The 14,039-nt window shown below is 62.3% G+C and carries 13 protein-coding genes; 8 read left to right on the forward strand and 5 right to left on the reverse strand.

Features of this window, described 5'->3' with window-relative positions; all coding sequences use genetic code 11:
* Window positions 1-104: 104 nt before the first annotated feature.
* The 3 genes from ASD02_RS06600 to ASD02_RS38920 all read right to left on the reverse strand — a co-directional run bounded on the left by ASD02_RS06600 (window position 105) and on the right by ASD02_RS38920 (window position 3,339).
* Window positions 105-1,283: an IS110 family transposase gene (locus ASD02_RS06600; protein WP_057220389.1), complete on the reverse strand. Its 1,179-nt coding sequence runs from the start codon at window positions 1,281-1,283 to the stop codon at window positions 105-107.
* A gap of 260 nt (window positions 1,284-1,543) precedes the next feature.
* Window positions 1,544-2,698 (reverse strand): amidohydrolase, encoded by a 1,155-nt coding sequence (locus tag ASD02_RS06605; RefSeq protein ID WP_057212656.1) that lies wholly within the window; start codon window positions 2,696-2,698, stop codon window positions 1,544-1,546.
* Between the two features lie 242 nt (window positions 2,699-2,940).
* Window positions 2,941-3,339 carry a hypothetical protein gene (locus ASD02_RS38920; protein WP_057212658.1) on the reverse strand — a complete coding sequence of 133 codons (399 nt, stop codon included), beginning with the start codon at window positions 3,337-3,339 and terminating at the stop codon, window positions 2,941-2,943.
* On the opposite strand from ASD02_RS38920, the gene ASD02_RS06615 reads away from it, so the two are divergent.
* Window positions 3,338-3,835 (forward strand): substrate-binding domain-containing protein, encoded by a 498-nt coding sequence (locus ASD02_RS06615; protein WP_057212661.1) that lies wholly within the window; start codon window positions 3,338-3,340, stop codon window positions 3,833-3,835. The genes ASD02_RS38920 and ASD02_RS06615 overlap by 2 nt on opposite strands.
* Before the next feature lie 22 nt (window positions 3,836-3,857).
* Here ASD02_RS06615 and ASD02_RS06620 read toward each other — a convergent pair whose 3' ends face one another.
* Window positions 3,858-4,682: an IclR family transcriptional regulator C-terminal domain-containing protein gene (locus ASD02_RS06620; RefSeq protein WP_025429642.1), complete on the reverse strand. Its 825-nt coding sequence runs from the start codon at window positions 4,680-4,682 to the stop codon at window positions 3,858-3,860.
* A 148-nt stretch (window positions 4,683-4,830) separates the two neighbouring features.
* On the opposite strand from ASD02_RS06620, the gene ASD02_RS06625 reads away from it, so the two are divergent.
* From ASD02_RS06625 to proC, 6 genes are read left to right on the forward strand one after another with little or no spacing between them, the layout of a single operon-like run.
* Window positions 4,831-5,601: an enoyl-CoA hydratase/isomerase family protein gene (locus ASD02_RS06625; RefSeq protein WP_025429643.1), complete on the forward strand. Its 771-nt coding sequence runs from the start codon at window positions 4,831-4,833 to the stop codon at window positions 5,599-5,601.
* Between the two features lie 57 nt (window positions 5,602-5,658).
* The gene (locus tag ASD02_RS06630) at window positions 5,659-6,735 is read left to right on the forward strand and encodes an ABC transporter substrate-binding protein (protein ID WP_057212662.1); all 1,077 of its coding nucleotides are present in this window, start codon (window positions 5,659-5,661) and stop codon (window positions 6,733-6,735) included.
* Window positions 6,736-6,746: 11 nt separating this feature from the next.
* The gene (locus tag ASD02_RS06635; RefSeq protein WP_025429645.1) at window positions 6,747-7,826 is read left to right on the forward strand and encodes an ABC transporter ATP-binding protein; all 1,080 of its coding nucleotides are present in this window, start codon (window positions 6,747-6,749) and stop codon (window positions 7,824-7,826) included.
* A complete protein-coding gene (locus tag ASD02_RS06640) occupies window positions 7,823-9,589 on the forward strand; it encodes an ABC transporter permease subunit (protein WP_057212664.1) in 1,767 nt (588 codons plus the stop codon). Before ASD02_RS06635 ends, ASD02_RS06640 begins: the two co-directional genes overlap by 4 nt.
* A gap of 21 nt (window positions 9,590-9,610) precedes the next feature.
* Window positions 9,611-11,143 (forward strand): AMP-binding protein, encoded by a 1,533-nt coding sequence (locus ASD02_RS06645; protein ID WP_057212666.1) that lies wholly within the window; start codon window positions 9,611-9,613, stop codon window positions 11,141-11,143.
* Window positions 11,144-11,191: 48 nt separating this feature from the next.
* Window positions 11,192-12,013 (forward strand): pyrroline-5-carboxylate reductase, encoded by an 822-nt coding sequence (proC, locus tag ASD02_RS06650; protein ID WP_057212740.1) that lies wholly within the window; start codon window positions 11,192-11,194, stop codon window positions 12,011-12,013.
* A gap of 24 nt (window positions 12,014-12,037) precedes the next feature.
* On the opposite strand, the gene ASD02_RS06655 is transcribed toward proC, so the two are convergent.
* The gene (locus ASD02_RS06655) at window positions 12,038-12,964 is read right to left on the reverse strand and encodes a LysR family transcriptional regulator (protein WP_057212667.1); all 927 of its coding nucleotides are present in this window, start codon (window positions 12,962-12,964) and stop codon (window positions 12,038-12,040) included.
* 286 nt (window positions 12,965-13,250) lie between these two features.
* Here ASD02_RS06655 and ASD02_RS06660 point away from each other — a divergent pair, with 286 nt between their 5' ends.
* Entirely contained in the window at window positions 13,251-14,027 is a 777-nt protein-coding gene (locus tag ASD02_RS06660; protein ID WP_057212669.1) for a 5-oxoprolinase subunit PxpA, read from the forward strand.
* Window positions 14,028-14,039 lie beyond the last annotated feature (12 nt).

Below are 14,039 nucleotides of genomic sequence, written 5' to 3' on the forward strand. Positions count from 1 at the left end.
CTTAGTAGCGGCGTTTGAAGCCATGTCGCGGATCGGTTCGTCCCCCTGGATCCGCCAGGATTGATCGCTCCTGGAAGATTAGAGAATGTGGCTTGTGTGCATTGTCAGGCCGTCTTTAACACCGCGCCCTCGATGACGACGCCGGCGATCACATATTTCCATAGAGCAACCAACAATTTGCGTGCCAGCGCCACGATCGCGCTCTTCTTCGCGCGCCCACCGCTGGATTGCACGCGGGCCGTAAACCACTGGCTCAACGCTGATTGCGGCTGATGGCGCAACCACAACCACGACAGTTGGATCATCGTGGTACGCAGGCGCGGGTTGCCCGCCTTCGAGACGCCTTGCTCGTGATCGATGGTTCCACTCTGCCAGGGTGTCGGTGCCAGCCCCGCGTACGCAGCAACCTGTCGCCGGTTGTCAAAATGGCGAAACAGCCCTTCGGTCCAGAGAACAGCCGCGAATTCCAGACCAATGCCTTTGACTTCGCACAACATCGCCCCAGTTGGGATCAGCGTTGCCGCCACGCTGTCCTTTTGCGCCGCCAGGAGCGTATCGCGCTCGTTTTCCACCGCTGTAATTTGCTCTAGCAACAATTCAAGGCGATCAAGTTCACGGCTTATTTGAGTTTTGAGGTGGGTCGGCAAAGGACGGCCATCACCCGTGTGAAGCTCGTCCAGTTGCTTGCGCCGGTTCTTGCGCAGCGGCTCGTAACCACTGATGCCCTGACCGAAGAGCAGGCCTTTAATGCGATTGACATGTTTGACGCGCTCGGCGATCAGAACCTTGCGCTCCCGGCAAAGGCGACGGCGATCTTCTTCCTCGGGGCTTGGCGCATTGACCATGGCGCACACCCGCGGCTCTCCGCGTTTGAAAGCCAACAGCGCTCGGACCAGCGCCTCACCATCCAATTTGTCCGTCTTCGCTCGCCGGCGCCTGCGCGAGGTTGCTATCGAAGCTGGATCGACGACGTAACTTTCTATCCCGTTCGCCTTCAGCACACGATCGATCCAGAAGCCGTCAAGCCCGGCTTCCTGAATGCTCACGATCGGAACCTGATTGCCCGTACGAGATCGCACCTTCTCCTGGAGCTGAGTAAAACGACCCAGCAATGCCGTCACATCGCCGCCAACCACAGAGTGCTTCGACATCTTCTCGCCGTTTCCCGGCGACAACGATGTGATCAGCCAGGTTGAGCGAGAGAGTTCCAACGACACGAAAATTGCGGCAAGATCAGTGCGGATAGCGGTCGGCGAATGCGGTTGGGAAGTTCCAGCTTCCATAACGGCGTCTCCTATGAGGTGAGTGCGTTATTGCAGCCTCACTCTGCCAGAGCGCCGGCCGCTATTCACTCCCCATGGAATCTTTGTAGGTCAACTCAGGCGTCAGCTCTTGATCCTTGAACGACGGTGCCACGGTCGACGGCGGGCAGCAAAGATCGCAGCGCAGCCCGATTATTCGGCATAGTCCTACAGGTGATCCAGACCACAGTCTTGATCCGGGGGGCAACGAATGCCTGCCGCTCGCTGCTCCCTGTCGGCAATCAGCCTAGCAGGTTGCGGATCGTCCGCATGAAGGCGCGAGCGCCCACCTCGATCAGTGCATCGGGAAAGTCGTAGTCCGGATTGTGCAGGCGAGGGTGGTCCTCACCTGCACCGAGGAAGAACATTGCTGAGGGGGCGACGCGGCCGAAAAGGCCGAAATCTTCCGATGCCTTCATCGGCAGGGCGGTCGGGCCCGCGTCGTGGCTGATCCGCTCCTCGCCAAGAGCGCGGCGCAAATGGTCGACGGCCCCCGGCGCGTTGCTGCACTGATGGAAGATATCTTCGTAGCTGATCGACGATGTGAGCCCGCCGGCCGTCGAATGTTTATGGACGAGAGCTTCGGCACGCCTCACCAGCTCACCCATCCGCTCGTTCGTCAGCGTGCGCAATGTTGCCCAGATCTCGGCATGGCCGGGGCTGATGCCGAAGGCGGGTTCGCCGAGGCGCGCGTGGGTCACGGTTACCAGCGTGAAATCGGCATCGAGCGAACCGCCGGCGCCAAGTGCAGTCAACTCACTCAGGAGATGAGCCATGGCGGAGGTCGGGGCGACGCCATCTTCCGGGCAGGACGCGTGCGCGGTCTTGCCCGAAAGCACGAACCTCATGCCGCGCGAGGCGCAATTGACCGGCCCTTCGGCCAACGCAACGTGCCCCAGCGGCAGGCCGGGAAAGTTATGCAGCGAAAACACAAAGTCCGGTTTCAGCGGCTCGAATTTAGGATCCGCCAACACGGCGGCGGCACCGGCACCATTCTCTTCGGCCGGTTGGAAAAGCAGGATCGCCCGCCCGCGTGCCGGTCTTTTCCGGGAGAGCCCTTTGGCGAGCGCCATTAGGATTGCCGTGTGGCCGTCGTGTCCGCAGAGATGCCCCTTGCCGGTGATCTCGGATCGGTGCGGCGAAGTTGAAAGTTCTTCGATCGGCAAGGCATCGAGTTCGGAGCGGATCATCACGGTCGGACCATGGGTCGCTCCGTGATAAACGGCCGCCACCCCATGCCCACCGAGGTCAGTGACGATCTCGTCCGGTTGGCTCGACCCCAGCGCCCGTGCGACCATTCTGGCCGTCTCGACCTCTTCGCCTGATAGCTCCGGCTTGCGATGGAGTTCACGCCGAAACGCGGTGATCTCGTCCAGTTCGCCACCATTCAAAAACATGCGCAATATCCCAACCAGTGTCCGCCTCGGTGGGGCGTGTCGATCGAGCCCCGGTATCGGTGGGGAATGTGAAGCGGCGCTCCAGCTCTGTCTAGTCGGGAAAGTGCAAGTCGGCGAAGTGTCTGCATCGAGACCGCGAGTGCCGGGTAGTGTTGGAAGACGATATCGGTCGGGACCGCTGTAACCCAATCGACTTTCTCCACCGCCCGGAAAGCAGGCGGTGGAGAGATCCAGGAGGGCCGCTAAGGTCCCCATTCTCCCGAGGCGGCGTCCGCCACCAGACGCACCAGCATCTTGCCGTGGTTGGCACCCCTGAAGAGGTCGATGAAGGCGGAGGGAGCATTTTCGAGACCGTCGACCACGGTTTCGCGGATTTTGACCTGCCCCGCCTTCAGCCAACCGACCATATCGAGGAGCGCCTGGGCGTCTCGGTTTTTGAGATCGAGGGCCGCAAGGCCCTGCTGACGCGCCAGGGCCATGTGCTCTATCGGCGCGGCAAATCGCTCGTCGACGAAGCCACAAGACTGGAGCGTGCGGCGAGAAACCTCGCCAAGGGCCAGGAGCAGGAACTTCGCCTTGCGGTGGAGGGGCTGCGCAGCCGAATACCCGGAGACGCGGATCGAGATTTTCGAAACCGTCATGGGCGGCACGGACGAAATGCTGCTCTCGGGCGCCGTCGATCTTGCGATCTGCGCCGATACCCTGCCGGCCGGCCACAGGGGCGAGGTGCTGATGCGCTATCGGGCGATCGCGGCTGCCGCCCCGTTCCATCCGCTGCATCAGATCGGCCGCGAACTGGCAATGGAGGATCTGAAAGGGCACCGCCACCTCGTCATCCGTGACAGCGGGCTGCAACGCGTGCGCCATAGCGTCTGGAATGTGACTGAACAGCGGCTCACAGTCAGCCACAAATCAACATCCATACGGGCGGCCTGCATTGGCATGGGTTTTGCCTGGTATCCGGAAGACTGGATCCGCGAAGAACTGGCCGCAGGCCAGCTCAAGCCCTTGCCGCTCAGGGAAGGGGCGGAGCGCTGGGGCGCGATGTATCTGGTTTATCCCGATCCTGATGGTGCCGGACCGGGCGCCCGCCGGTTGGGCGATATCATCATCCACGCTGCACAGGGCGTCGCATGAGCGATTGACCTGGGTCGAACAGCTATCTTCGGGCGCCACCAACGAGCGAGATCGAGCGCGCCGCGGCGGTCACCAGCGGAGCAAAGCGTTCTTCCGTTTCCTCCGGCGTGTAGCGGCTGCGCGATACCGCGATGTTGATCGCGCCGTAAGGCGTGCCATTGGCATCCAGCACCGGTGCGGCGATCGACAGGTCGCCGTGGAAATATTCCTCGAATGCGGTGGCATAGCCCTTGGTCGCCGATTGTTTCAGCTTTGTCTTCAGCGCATCGATGTCCCATGTCGTGTGCGGCGTAAACGGGTAGAGATCCGATTTTTCGAGGATTGCATGGGCGGTCTCCTCCGGCAGGCCCGAGAGGATGGCGATCCCCGGAGCCGTGCAATAGGCCGGCAGTCGCGTGCCGGTGATGACGTCGTTGTTCAGCACGTGACGGCTCATGAAGCGCGACACGAAAACAATGTCGGTATCGTCGAGCACGGTCAGGTTGACGGTTTCTTCGGTCGCTTTGCTCAGGTGCAGAAGATAGGGCATGCCCCGTTCGACGAAGCCGCTGGCGCGCGTGTAGTGATAGCCGAAATCAAGCGCCTTCACCGTCAGCTCAAAGCGCTTCGTATCGGCGTTTTTGCCGAGATAGCCGAGCTTGGCGAGCGTGTGCGTGAAGCGCTGGGCGGCGCTCATGTCGAGCCCGGTTTCCTCGGCGATCTGTGACAGGCTGAGGTTCGGGCGGCGACCGTCAAAGGCTCTGAGAACCCTGAAGGCTTTCTCGACCGACTGAACCAGCAAGGGATCGCGGTCTTCTCCCGGCGTTTCGTTTTCGTCTGTCGCAGCCTTGTTCGCCTTGCGCGCCATGTATCCCCGGTCCCTGCGGTTTCCCACATATCGATAACAGAATCGCCAAGCATCGGAAAAGGCGCTTGACAGCTAAAATAAACATAATCACACTATGACATAACAATTATCGCATGGCAATAGTTGTTTAATTGCAACGGAGAAAATCATGGACCGCTTCATCCTGACAGAACGGCGTGGCGAGGTCGGCGTCATCACGCTGAACCGCCCCGAAATCCTCAATGCCTGGCACAGCCCGATGCGCCAGCAGCTGGTTGCTGCCTTCACGTCGTTCGAAGAAGACGAGACGGTCCGCGCCATTATCCTGACCGGTGCCGGTGATCGTGCGTTCAGCGCAGGCCAGGATCTGAACGAGACCCGCACGTTCGACGGTGCCCGCGGGCAGGAGTGGGTGGGCGAATGGGAACGGCTCTATGATGCGATGCGCTCGCTGTCGAAGCCGCTGATCGCGGCACTCAACGGTGTTGCCGCCGGTTCTGCGTTTCAGGTGGCACTTCTCTGCGACTTCCGCGTCGCTCATCCGGGCGTGCGTATGGGGCAGCCGGAAATCAATTCCGGCATCGCCAGCACCACAGGCCCGTGGATGATGCGCGAGATGATCGGTCTTTCCCGCACCATCGACCTGACGCTTAGCGGGCGCCTGATGCAGTCGGATGAATGCCAGGCCATCGGCATCATCAACCGCATCGTGCCGCAGGAACACGTCATGGATGAAGCCCTCTCGCTGGCCCGTGAACTCGCCGCCAAGCCACCGGTCGCCATGCGGCTTGACAAACAGCGCTTCAGGGAGATGACAGAGGCTGGTTTCCGCGACTGCCTCGAAGCCGGCGCTCGCATCCAGCGCGAAGCCTACGCCTCCGGCGAACCGGCGCGGATGATGGAACAGTTTCTCGCACGGCGTGCGGCAAGCAAGGCCTGACAAGGGCCAGGCCGCTTATGGGAGGCGGCGCGCAATCCAAAACAAGAGGGTAGAACAATGACCAACAACAAAGACATACTGATTGACCGCCGCAGCCTGTTGAAAATCGGCGGAGGCCTGGGCGTCGCCCTGGCCGCGCCTGCCGTCTTCACGCGGTCCGCATTTGCCGCCGAAACCCTGACCGTCGCCGATCCCGGCGGCCCCTACAGCCCCGGTTACCGCAAGGCATTCTACGATCCCTTCGAACAGGCGACCGGTATCAAGGTTATCAATGTTGCCCGCGACGCCGAACCGACCGCCCAGTTCCGGGCGATGGTCGAGACCCAGTCCTATAGCTGGGACGTCTGCACGCTGACGCTTTCCGCCCGCGACATTCTGGAGAAGCGCGACCTGCTCGAGCCGATCAACCTGCCGGCAGCCGACGTTCCCGGGCTGATGCCCGACGCCCTGACCGAGCTATGGCTTGGCGTCGACGTCTATTCCACCATCATGGCCTATCGCACCGACCACTTCGACGCGGCCAACGGTCCGAGTTCCTGGGCCGATTTCTGGAATGTCGAGAAATTCCCGGGGCGGCGTGCCCTGCGCAAGAACCCGATCGATACGCTGGAGCAGGCGTTGCTTGCCGATGGCGTGCCGATCGCCGAACTCTACCCGCTCGACATCGAGCGCGCCTATGCCAGCCTCGAGAAGATCAAGCCGCATGTCGATGTCTGGTGGACAGGCGGCGCCCAGTCGAGCCAGTTGATCCAGAGCGGCGAAGTCGACCTGATCGCGCTCTGGAACGCCCGGGCCCAGGCGGTGATCGACGGTGGTGCGCCGGTCAAGATCGGCTGGAACCAGGGGCTCTACTCGATCGAGGGCTGGGGCATTCCGAAGGGCTCGCCGCGCGCCGATATCGCCCGGCAGTTCGTCAAGTTCTGCGCCGATCCGAAGCAGCAGGCGCTCTTTACCGAGTTCCTCGCCTACGGCCCGACGAACCTGAAGGCCTATGAGCATATTCCGGCAGAACGCGCTGCCGCCCTGCCCACCTCCGAGGCCAATCTGAAGGTCATGACCATTGCGCGGGAAGACTGGTGGAGCGCCAACCGTTCCGAAATGACCGAGCGCTTCAACGCCTGGATCCTGGGTTAAGGGGAAATCTGATGCTCGCGAAGCCCGAACAAGCCACTCGCCCAAAACTTCTCGTCGACGGATTGGCCAAGAGCTACGGCGCCACCGTTGCTCTCAAGCCCACGCACGTCGCGGTCCAGACCGGCGAGTTCCTGACGCTTCTCGGGCCTTCGGGCTCCGGCAAGACCACCTTGCTGCAGATGATCAGCGGGCTGGTCCTGCCAACGGAGGGCCGCCTGTTCATCGACGGCAGCAATGAGACGGAAACGCCGGTACACAAGCGCGACATCGGCCTCGTTTTCCAGCACTACGCCCTGTTTCCGCATCTGACGGTCGCCGAGAATATAGGCTTTCCCTTGAAGATGCGCGGCAAGAGCACTGCCGAGATCGACAGGCAGGTCAAAGGCGCACTCGACATGGTTCAGCTCGGCCATCTGGCCGGGCGGTTCCCGCGCGAACTTTCCGGCGGGCAGCAGCAGCGCGTGGCGCTTGCCCGCTGCTTCGTCTACCAGCCGTCGATCATCCTGATGGACGAGCCGCTGGGCGCGCTCGACAAGAAGCTTCGCGAGCATATGCAGTTCGAGATCAAGCGGCTGCACCGGCAGACCGGCGCCACGATCATCTATGTGACGCATGACCAGGAGGAGGCACTGGCGCTCTCCGACCGCATCTGCCTGATGAATCATGCCATGGTCGAGCAGATCGGTCCGCCGCAGGAAATCTACGCCCGGCCACGCACCGCCTTTGCCGCCGATTTCATTGGCATCTCCAACATCTTCCGCGGCCGCGTCGAGCTTGGCTCGGGCGGTGTCGCGCACCTTTCGACCCCGAGTGGACGCTTCCGGATCGATGGCACCGGCCTTTCCAACAATGCCGAGATGGCGCTGGTGGTGCGGCCGGAGCATCTCGAACTCGGCTCGACCGGCGCAAACGAGATCAGTGGTCGCGTCGCAGAGGTCGTCTATGCCGGCTCTGAAACCCGACTGCTCGTCGACATCTCTGTCGGTGAGCTGGTCACGGTTCGTGTCCTTCCCGGTAAGCCGTTGCCTGGTATAGGCGACAACATCACGCTGAACTGGGCGCCGGAAGCCGCCGTGTTGGTGACGCCATGACCGCGGCGGCTGTCTCCACTCCGCGCTCTGTGCGCTCCAACCGCTTCCGCTTTGGGCCGCTTTGGCTGGCAGCGCCCGGCCTTGCCTTCCTTCTGATTTTCTTCCTCGTCCCCGTCGCCCGGCTGATGGGCCTCAGTCTCGAGGACGCCGACACCGGCGCGATGACCGCCAGCCACTATGCGAGGATCTTCGAGACCGACGTCTATTTCCGCGTTCTGTTGATCACCTTCCGCATCGCCGGACTGACGACGCTCTTCTCTCTGCTTCTCGGCTATCCCCTGGCCTACTGGTTGTCGCGCTTGCCGGATCGGACGCGCGGCACGATGATCCTGCTCGTGATGGTGCCGTTCTGGACGAGCTACCTCGTCAAGAGCTTTGCCTGGGTCATCGTGCTGGGACGCACCGGGATCATCAACCAGATCGGCCTGGGATCAGGTGTGCTCAGCCAGCCGCTGGAGCTGTTGCACAATGAACTCGGCGTTATGATCGGCATGGTTCATGCCATGGTGCCGCTCGCCATCCTCACCATGCTGCCTGTCATGACCGGCATCGACCGCCGGCTGACGCAAGCATCGGCAACGTTGGGCGCGACGCCTGCGAAGGGCTTCTGGCTCGTCTATTTCCCGCTTTCGCTTCCGGGTGCGGCGGCTGCCGGCCTGCTGACCTTCATCTCCTCGCTCGGCTTCTTCATTGTTCCGGCCCTGCTTGGTGGGCGTCAGCAGACGATGCTCGCTCAATTGATCATCGTCCAGGTTCAGGAAATCCTGAACTGGGCCTTCGCCGGGGCTCTTGCCGCGATGATGCTGCTGGCGGCACTGGTGACGTGCTGGGTTTACGATCGGGTGTTCGGGCTCTCCAGCCTTTCGGGCGAGCCGTCCGACGGCAAGACCGGCAAAACCGGTTTCCTGCGCGCCCTTGGCCTGGCGATCCTCGATCGGGTGGCGAGCATCAGCAGCGCCATTGCGTCCGGCAGCCACCGGCTGTTGGGAGCGGCGGTTTCAAGCCGCATGCTCGGCATCTACAGCGTCTTGCTGTTCGCCTTCCTGATGCTGCCGACGCTCGTCGTCCTGCCGATCGCCTTTACCAGTTCGCAGTTCCTCGAGTTCCCGCCGCCGGGATATGGCCTGGAATGGTTCCGGACCTATTTCACCTCCGACCTCTGGGTCGCGGCCACCATCCGCTCGTTCGGCGTCGCCTTCGCGACCGCCATCGTTGCAACGGTGATCGGTGGCTTTGCGGCGCTGGCGCTTGCCCGTTCGCGTTCGCGCTGGCGCGGCATCATCTTCGCCTTCTTCCTGGCGCCGATGATCGTGCCGCGTATCGTCATTGCCGTCGGCCTGTTCTACCTCTTTGCCCAGATGGGACTTGTTGCCACCGACCTTGGCCTGGTGATCGGTCACACGGTGCTGGCGCTGCCCTTTGCCTTCGTCGCCATTGCCGCTGTGCTGAAGAGCTACGACTGGCGGCTCGACCAGGCTGCGGCAACCCTTGGGGCAAATCGGGTTCAGGCCCTGCGGTTCGTGACCGTGCCGCTGATCAAGAGCGGCCTGACGGCAGCGTTCCTCTTTGCCTTCATCACCTCGTTCGACGAGCTGACCGTGGCGATCTTCGTCAGCGGCGGCGTCAAGACGACCCTGCCGAAGCAGATGTGGGATGACATGATCCTGCAGCTCAACCCGACGCTCGCGGCGGTTTCGGTCGTCGTCTTCATCGTCGTGACAACACTTCTCCTGGCGGCGGAAAAACTCCGCCGCTCCTCCTGACACCCCATCCGAGATCCTCCCATGACCGTATCTCTCGAAGGCTTCCTCGGAAGCTTCACGACCAAGGCTGCCCGCAAACCGGAACAGGTGTTCGCCCGTTTCAATGGCGAGCCGATCACCTTTGCCGCCCTCGATACGATGTCGGCAGCACTTGCCGCCGAGCTGCGCCAACGCGGCCTGAAATCCGGTGACCGCGCCGCGGTGATGATGCGCAATTCGCGCCTGTCGCTGGCCGTGCTCTTCGGCCTTGCCAAGGCCGGCGTCGTCTGGGTCCCGGTCAACGCCCAGCTTCGCGGTGAGGGCCTGCGCTATATCCTCGAACATTGCGAACCGGGCGCTGTCATCTGCGATGTCGAGCTTGCCGAAACCATCGCTGAAAGCGGTGCTGCTGTGCCCGCTGCCGGGATAATCCTTGCAGGCGAACAGGCTGGCCCGGCGTCGCTGGAAGCAATTCTGGCTTCGGGTGCGGCATTCAGCGAAGAGCCGCCGGCCGCAGATGATCTGTTTGCGATCATGTATACCTCCGGCACCACCGGCCGGCCGAAGGGCGTGCTGGTGACCCACGGCATGATCCGGCTTGCGGGCGAGGCGGTGCGCACGCTTTCGGTGGCAGGGCCGGGCGACGTCTTCTTCGTCTGGGAGCCGCTCTATCATATCGGTGGCGCCCAATTGATCGTGCTACCGATCATCGAGGACCTGTCGCTCGCCATGGTCGACAAGTTCAGCGCCAGCCGCTTCTGGGATCAGGTGCGCACCTATGGTGCCACCCATATCCACTATCTCGGCGGCATTCTGCAGATCCTGCTGAAGCAGCCGGAAAGCGAAGATGACCGCAAGCATCCGGTGCGCATCGCCTGGGGCGGCGGCTGCCCGAAGGAGGTCTGGCCGCAGTTCAAGGAACGCTTCGGTGTCGAAATGCGCGAATGCTACGGCATGACGGAGGCCTCCAGCATCACCACCTGCAACGCCACCGGCGTCGTCGGCGCCGTCGGGCAGCCGATGCCCTGGTTCTCGGTCGCTATTCTCAACGAAAAGGGCGAGCCGGTGCCGGCAGGCGACAAGGGCGAGATCGTCGTGCGCACCTCGCTTGAGGGCGCACTGTTCAAGGGATATCTGCGCAATCCGGAAGCGACGGAAAAGACCCTTCGCAACGGTGCGCTTCATACTGGCGATTCCGGCTCCTTCGATGTCGACGGCAATCTCTGGTTCCACGGTCGGCTCACCGACAGTGTGCGATGCAAGGGCGAAAACGTCTCCGCCTGGGAGGTCGAGCATGTTGCCGCCGCCTACCCAGCGGTCGAGGATTGCGCCATGATCGGCGTTGCCGCCGATGTCGGCGAGCAGGACATCAAGCTCTTCGTCAAGCCGAAGCCCGGCAGCGCCATCGATCCGATCGATCTGTCAGGATGGCTGGCCCATCGGCTCGCGCCCTACCAGAACCCGCGCTACATTGCCGTCGTCGACGAATTCGAGCGCACGCCGAGCCAGCGCATCATGAAACACCGACTGCCCGCCGGTCTCGACAATTGCTGGGATCGGCTGGCACGACAGTAGGACCGAGGTGTCCTAGGGCGAACACGGCGAATGAAGAGAGGCGACGAGATGGAACAGTCAGAGGAAATCGTGTTGGTCGGCTGCGGCAACATGGGTTTTGCCTTGCTCGAAGGCTGGCTTGATCGGGCCGGTATTCCTGCAGCCCAAATTCATGTGGTCGAGCCTGCGGAATCTCTTCGCCACCGCGCCGCCGCGCGTGGCGCAACGGTTTATGATGATGCGGCCGGCTTGCCGGCTGCCTTGCGGCCGCGCGCCGTCATAATCGCCGTCAAGCCGCAGGTCGTCGGCTCGATGCTTGGCGCCTACCGCCGGTTCAGGGACACGGCGGTGTTTGTAAGCATCGCCGCCGGCGTGCCGATCTCGACCTTCGAGAATACCCTGGGCAACGCCGCGATCGTGCGCGCCATGCCCAATATGCCGGCCTCGATCGGCATGGGGGTGATTGCAGCCTTTGGCAGCACTCACATCGACGACAATCAGACGGGTTTTGTCACCGATCTTCTGGCGGCCGTCGGCAGTGTTCACTGGCTGGCGGAGGAACGGCTTGTCGATGCGGCAACGGCGATATCCGGTTCCGGGCCGGCCTATCTCTTCCATTTCATCGAGTGTCTGACCGACGCGGGAATTGCCGTCGGCCTGCCGGCAGGAACCGCTCTTGCCCTGGCGAAACAGACGGTGGGTGGCGCCGCTATTCTTGCCAGCACCAGCGCATTTTCGCCGGCGGAGCTGCGCCAACAGGTGACCAGCCCGAACGGCACGACCGCCGCCGCGCTCGAGGTCCTGACGGCTGAGCCAAGTCTGGCCGATCTGGTGAAGCGGGCGGCCGCGGCTGCGCATCGCCGGGCGTTGGAGCTGGCGGTCGCTAACTGATCGCCAGCCGAGGATGTTTCCGCATCAGGCCGTGGTAAACGACGCGTCGCGCACGCCCGGAATGTGAAACGTCTGCTGGAAATAGGACCGCAGCGCCTGCATCGGCGGCGTAAATTCCGCTCCCCGCCGCCAGGCAAGGCCGACGTCCATGGCCGGCACAGGATCGCGCACGTTGATCGTCTCGATGCGCCGGCCCTCGAGCGACCAGGGGCGATGGACCATGTCGGAGAGTATGGCAACGCCCTGGCCATTGGCGACCAGCGAGCGCACAGCCTCCACCGACGAGGTCCTGAGGATGACACGCGGCTGGTAGGTCGACGTGCTCCAGTATTTCAGCGACGAATGCGCGGCCTCGTCGACCGTCAGCATGATGTAGGGCTCCTCGGCGATCTCGCGAAAACCGACGCTGTCGCGTTGCAGTAGCGGATGCTGGGCCGGAACCCAGAGCCGTCGCGTCGAGCTCATCAGCTTTTCGGTCGTCAGCGCCGGGTTGAGGATGTTGGAGGTCAGAAGAACCGCCATGTCGTAGCGGTTGGTGAGCAGACCCTCTTCGATCGATTCCCGCTTGAGCTCGAACAGTTGCAGCTCGAGTTTCGGAAACAGCCGTCGCAGCCGCTCGATATGTTGCGGCAGGAAGTAGCCGATGACGGTATAGGTGGCGGCAATCGCGAGTGTACCCTCGACGGCGCTGCTGACGATGTTCAGATGGGTCGCTTCGTCCACCTTCTTCAGGATCTCGTAGGCATGGGAGAGAAACTGCCGCCCCGCCATCGTCAAGTCCATGCCGCTTGGCGTGCGCAGGAACAGGTTGGTGCCGACGATGCGCTCCAGCTCCTTGATCGCCGTGGTCACCGCGGACTGGGAGATCGAGAGATCGACCGCCGCCTGGGATATCTGACCAAGTTCTGCCGTCGCGACGAAATAGCGAAGCTGGCGAAGACTGATCGACAAAGCCCATCTCCCATCTGATTATTTTATACAGCGGCTCAGAAAATCAGAAAGTCTGCCACGTCTTTGAGCAGTCGTCTGGTCATCCCTCAGGCATTTCACCGTAAGCCGCTCTAAACACGCTAATTTTCGCAGGCGTTTTTTGCAACTGCGAATTCTGAAATTCAGATACTCGGCATGTGAAAATAGAATTTTTCAAATGCTCTGTTTCACCCTAGCGTTCCCTGGAGGTCAGGGTTGCCGGGAGAGCAATCTCCAGGAGAGCGACCTGCAACAGAGGGATGAGGCATTGCTCGACGTCGTCGATATCAATTGCGATATGGGAGAAGCATTCGGCCGCTGGCGCATCGGCGATACCGACGATGCGGCTCTGATGCCGCTGATCAGCTCCGCCAATATCGCTGCCGGCTTCCATGGAGGCGATCCCAATCTGATGGATGAAACGGTCCGGCTCGCCGCCGAACATGGCGTCGGCATCGGCGCCCATCCCGGCTATCGCGACCTGCAGGGTTTCGGCCGCCGCAAGATAGCAGGCACTGCCCGCGAGCTCGTCAACGACATGGTCTACCAGGTCGGCGCGATCCGCGAATTCGCCCGCCGGCACGGTGCCCCTCTGCAGCATGTAAAGCCGCACGGAGCGCTCTACATGGAGATGGCCGTCAACCGCGAACTCTCCCAGATCTTCATGCAATACATGCGCACGGTCGCGCCCAATGCTTTTGTCTTCTGCATGGCCGGATCGGCGACGGAGCTTGCAGCTCAGGAAGTCGGCCAGCCAGTCATTCGCGAGTTCTATGCCGACCGCGACTATGACGAAAGCGGCTCGATCGTCTTTACCCGCGATGCCGGCCGGCCCGATGCCGCGGCGATCGCCCGCAAGGTCGTTCGCGCCTGTCGGGAAGGGCGGGTGCGCACGGTCACGGGCGCCGATATCGCGGTTCCGTTCGAATCCATTTGTTTTCATTCCGATACGCTCGGCGCGCTCGATATCGTGCGCCTCATGCGGGAGGGGCTGAGTGCCGAGGGCATTCGCATCGCTCCCGTCTCTCAGGTCAAAACCAGATAACATAGCGGAGGC

The organism is Ensifer sp. Root1252 (assembly GCF_001425885.1).
Lineage (GTDB): Bacteria > Pseudomonadota > Alphaproteobacteria > Rhizobiales > Rhizobiaceae > Ensifer > Ensifer canadensis.

Bases quoted from the DNA above. Each gene is read 5' to 3' on its own strand.
- ASD02_RS06605 (WP_057212656.1), bottom strand. From the start codon at position 2,698: ATGTTTTTGAATGGTGGCGAACTGGACGAGATCACCGCGTTTCGGCGT.
- ASD02_RS06625 (WP_025429643.1), top strand. From the start codon at position 4,831: ATGGACCGCTTCATCCTGACAGAACGGCGTGGCGAGGTCGGCGTCATC.
- ASD02_RS06640 (WP_057212664.1), top strand. From the start codon at position 7,823: ATGACCGCGGCGGCTGTCTCCACTCCGCGCTCTGTGCGCTCCAACCGC.
- ASD02_RS06645 (WP_057212666.1), top strand. From the start codon at position 9,611: ATGACCGTATCTCTCGAAGGCTTCCTCGGAAGCTTCACGACCAAGGCT.
- ASD02_RS06615 (WP_057212661.1), top strand. From the start codon at position 3,338: ATGGGCGGCACGGACGAAATGCTGCTCTCGGGCGCCGTCGATCTTGCG.
- ASD02_RS06600 (WP_057220389.1), bottom strand. From the start codon at position 1,283: ATGGAAGCTGGAACTTCCCAACCGCATTCGCCGACCGCTATCCGCACT.
- ASD02_RS38920 (WP_057212658.1), bottom strand. From the start codon at position 3,339: ATGACGGTTTCGAAAATCTCGATCCGCGTCTCCGGGTATTCGGCTGCG.
- ASD02_RS06635 (WP_025429645.1), top strand. From the start codon at position 6,747: ATGCTCGCGAAGCCCGAACAAGCCACTCGCCCAAAACTTCTCGTCGAC.
- proC (WP_057212740.1), top strand. From the start codon at position 11,192: ATGGAACAGTCAGAGGAAATCGTGTTGGTCGGCTGCGGCAACATGGGT.
- ASD02_RS06620 (WP_025429642.1), bottom strand. From the start codon at position 4,682: ATGGCGCGCAAGGCGAACAAGGCTGCGACAGACGAAAACGAAACGCCG.
- ASD02_RS06630 (WP_057212662.1), top strand. From the start codon at position 5,659: ATGACCAACAACAAAGACATACTGATTGACCGCCGCAGCCTGTTGAAA.